The sequence below is a fragment of the Phenylobacterium sp. genome, from assembly GCF_044371015.1.
Taxonomy (GTDB): Bacteria; Pseudomonadota; Alphaproteobacteria; order Caulobacterales; family Caulobacteraceae; genus Phenylobacterium.
The window spans coordinates 1-4,038 of the sequence record NZ_JBILUK010000272.1; the positions used below are offsets into that span (position 1 = coordinate 1).

2 protein-coding genes are annotated in these 4,038 nt (G+C 63.7%); both read left to right on the forward strand.

Annotated elements, in window-relative coordinates; genetic code table 11:
• Nucleotides 1-265: 265 nt before the first annotated feature.
• Nucleotides 266-1,741, forward strand: coding sequence for a hypothetical protein (locus tag ACIQ3R_RS16120; RefSeq protein WP_397419874.1), 1,476 nt, complete (start codon nucleotides 266-268; stop codon nucleotides 1,739-1,741).
• A 37-nt stretch (nucleotides 1,742-1,778) separates the two neighbouring features.
• A partial coding sequence (locus tag ACIQ3R_RS16125) for a TonB-dependent receptor domain-containing protein (RefSeq protein WP_397419875.1) occupies nucleotides 1,779-4,038 on the forward strand: 2,260 nt, incomplete at its 3' end.

Sequence of the window (4,038 nt, forward strand, 5' to 3'; positions counted from 1 at the left end):
CGGCAGAGGCCAGAAACGCAAGGATTTGGGCCAAAGGCGCCATAACTCTCCCCCTAAACGCCCACAGACTAGCCCATCCGTCCCGCCCGGTGCGAGTCGGGATCGCGGATGCGTTGCGGTGCAACATACCGCAACAGATTTGTCACAAAGTTGTCGGGTGAGTGTCATCGCCAATCCCTAGAAGGGCGTTCGGCGCGCGGGGGCGGTCCGGATACGCCGTCCAGGACCCCCCGGAGACCGCCACAGGGCCTTGCGGGAGATAGGTATGACGGGCGCGACGTTCACCAAACTCATGGTCGCTTCGGCGAGTGCGCTCGTGCTCGCCGCTTGCGGCGGTGCGGACAATGTGGCCTCACCCGGCGAAGGCGCCTTCCCCATCGCCGGCGGCGGCGGAACGGGCGGCGGCACGAACCCGACAACCCCGGCTCCGGGCCAGCCGGCGGCAGACTGCCCGACCGGTTTCGCCAATGTGGGCACGGTGGCCAACGGCACGCTGCGCGCCTGCCAACTGCCGCAAAAGATCACCGGCAACCTCGTGGTGCCGAACCGCGCCGGCACCGTCTACGCGATCAGTGGGCGCACCGATGTGGGTGACGACCGGGGCGCCGATCCGAATGCGCCCGTGGCCGGGGCGGTGGCAGGCATCCTGACCATCGAGCCGGGCGTGCGCCTCTTCGGTTCGGGCGGCCTCGACTATCTCAACGTACAGCGCGGATCGCAGATCTTCGCCGAGGGCACGGCCACCAGCCCGATCATCTTCACCAGCCGGTCGAACCTGGACGGCAACTCGGGCGCCGACCTGATCGGCCAGTGGGGAGGGGTCGTCATCTCCGGCCGTGCGCCGATCGCGAGCTGCCCCGCTGGAACGACCCCGCCGAACATCAACTGCGTTGCGACGTTCGAGGGCGGCATCTCGTTCTATGGCGGTAACAGCCCGGCGGATAACTCGGGACGCCTACGCTATGTCCAGATCCGCTATCCAGGATTTGAGGTTCAGCCGAACCGGGAGTTGAACGGCCTTACGCTGAACGGCGTGGGTTCAGGGACGACCATTGAATTTCTGCAGGTGCACAACAGCTCGGACGACGGAATCGAGTTCTTTGGTGGTACTGTGAACGCCAAGCGGATCGTGGTCACCGGCGCTGACGACGACAGCATCGACACCGACGAGGGCTGGCGGGGTGGGATTCAGTACCTGATTGCGCGCCAGCGCCCGAACGGCGGCGACCGGGTGTTTGAAATGAGCTCGGTGGGCGTCCAAGCGTCGCTGAACTCCCAGCCCAAGATCGCCAACTACACGGCCATCGGTTCGACCCGGACCGGCGCCGGTGACATCCAGATCCTGAACACCGGCACGGGCGGGCGCTTCATCAACGGCATCCACACGACGGCCAACACTGCCACAGCGTGCCTCGACGTTGACACGCCCTCAACCCAGGCGGCGGGTCCGCGTTGGGACTCGGTTGTGCTGGCCTGCTCGACGGCCTTCCGTAATGACACCGATATCGACGGCGCCGCCGCCGCGGCGCTGTTCAACGGCGGGGCCAACAACTCCTCGACCCACACCTCGACGCTTTCGGGCTTCGTGAACGGTTCGAACGAGGCCGGACGCGTGGCGACCAATCCGCAGGCGATCTACGCCTTCTTCGACAACGTGACCTACATCGGCGCCGTCCGCGACGCGAACGACACTTGGTGGCAGGGCTGGACCTGCGGTCTTTCGACCGGAAGCAACTGCTGATCCCGTCCCGACGTTTGAGCCCAAGGGGCGACACCCGATGACCCAAAAGCGACGCCCTCTGATCGGGCTTCTTCTCGGCACAACGGCGCTGCTGGCGCCGGGCTTCGCCATAGCCCAGACTCCGCCTCCACCCGCTGCGGCTCCTGAAGAGACCGAGGTGGATGAAGTGGTCGTTCGGGGTAAGTTCATCCCAGAGGTGATGCGCGAGACATCCGAGGTCGCCTCGATTGTCACGGCCGCGGACCTGGTGCGCCAGGGTGACGACACGGCGGCCCAGGCTCTGACCCGACTGGCCGGCCTCAGCGTGGTGAGCGGACGGTTCGTTTACGTCCGGGGCCTCGGAGAGCGGTACTCGTCTGCGCTGCTGAATGGTTCGCCGCTGCCAAGCCCGGAGCCGTTACAGCGGGTGGTGCCGCTCGATCTGTTCCCGTCGAACATCCTGGCGGGGGTCACCGTCCAGAAGACCTACTCGGTAAACTATCCAGGTGAGTTCGGCGGCGGCCTGATCGACCTCAAGACCATCGATACGCCGGATGACCCGTTCATCGCCATGGGCTTCAGCGTGGGTGGCAACACTGAGACCACTCTGAAGCGCGGCCTGACCTATTTTGGCGGCGGGGACAGCGACTCGTTTGGTGTTGACGATGGGACGCGCGAGCTTCCTCTCTTGATCCGGCGCGGGATCGAGAGCGGCAAGCGTATCGATTCGTCGAATTTCACGGCGAACGAGCTGACGGCCATGGGCCGAAGCTTCCAGAACGCCAATATCAATCTGCTGCAGTCGACCAACAACGTCCCCTTCAACGGCAGCTTTGATGTCTCGGCCGGTCGGTCTTGGACCATGGACTGGGGCAATGTCGGGGTGCTCGGTATCTTTGGATATGACAACGGCTGGTCGACTCGTCGTGCGATGCAGCAGGAGGGCGTGGTCAGTCTCGGCGGTTTGTCGGTGCAGGAGGACCTGCTTTCGGACTCGACCCAGAACGACGTGGTGCTGAACGGCCTTACCCAGGTCGCTCTTGAGCTGGACAGCCACACGTTCAAGTGGACCAACCTCTACGTGCGCAATGTGACCAAGCGCACCCGCTCAGTGACCGGCGACTCGGCGCGAGCCAGCCAATTCATTCGCGACGACACCACGGCATGGTACCAGCGCGAGTTGATTGACACCCAGCTGACCGGCGAACACGAGTTCGGCGATCTGACGATTTCCTGGCGCGGCGCGTTTGCGCGCACGGAGCGGGACGTGCCCTATGAGCGCTCGGTGCGGTATCGCCGGGTAAACAACGAGTTCCTGCACAATCCGCAGCTGGATGCCAACGCCATCCGGTTCAGCGAGCTGGAGGACAAGGCTTCGAGTGCTGGAATCGACTTCGCCTACCGACTGGACAACGACCTGATTGCCGACCTTACCTTGAGCGCCGGCTACGCTTGGTACGACAACGAGCGAATCTCCGACTCGCGTGTCTTCCGCTACACGATGAACTTCACACCGGACCTGAATTTCCAGCGTCAGCGGGTGGATTTCCTCTATTCTGATTTCAACATCGGACCGAACGGACTGATCCTGCGCGAAGTGACCGGGGCGGATGGCGCGGCGGCGTATACCGCGAGCCTAATCACCCACGGCGCCTACGTTCAGGGCGAAGGCGAGGTACTTCCCGCTGTGCGTGCGACCCTCGGGGTTCGTTACGAGACCGGCACGCAGGACGTGCGCGCCATCGATCTGTTTTCGGCGACGCCACTTCCGGGGCGCTCACTGAAGAACGACTATCTTCTGCCGGCCGGCACACTCACCTGGAACTTCGCCGAGGAACAACAACTCCGAGCCGGGGCATCGAAGACCATTGCACGCCCTCAGTTCCGGGAGCAGGCGCCTCAGCTCTATCTGGATCCAGAGTTTGACCGCACATTCATCGGCAATCCGTTCCTGCAGGACAGCGAGATCGTCAACCTCGACGTCCGCTACGAGCGCTATTTCGAGCGGGGTCAGTTCGCGACAGCGGGACTGTTCTACAAGGACATAAAGCGCCCGATCGAATCGGTGGTGAACGAGTCGGGTTCGGGGCTGCAACAGAGCTTCCTGAATGCGCCCAAGGCTGTGGTCTATGGCGCAGAAGCCGAGTTCAAGCGGTACTTCGAGTTCGAGACGGGCAATGAGTTCATGGACAGTGTCCGTTGGCTGGCGGCCGCAAACTACACTTTCACCAAGAGCGAAGTGAAGGTGGGGGCAAGCGATGTGGTGTTTCCGCGGACCAGTCTCGGCCAGCCCGCGGCGGCCCGAAACTTCATCCTCG

Excerpts from the sequence above, each read along its gene's own strand:
- ACIQ3R_RS16120 (WP_397419874.1), top strand. The coding sequence starts at position 266 with ATGACGGGCGCGACGTTCACCAAACTCATGGTCGCTTCGGCGAGTGCG.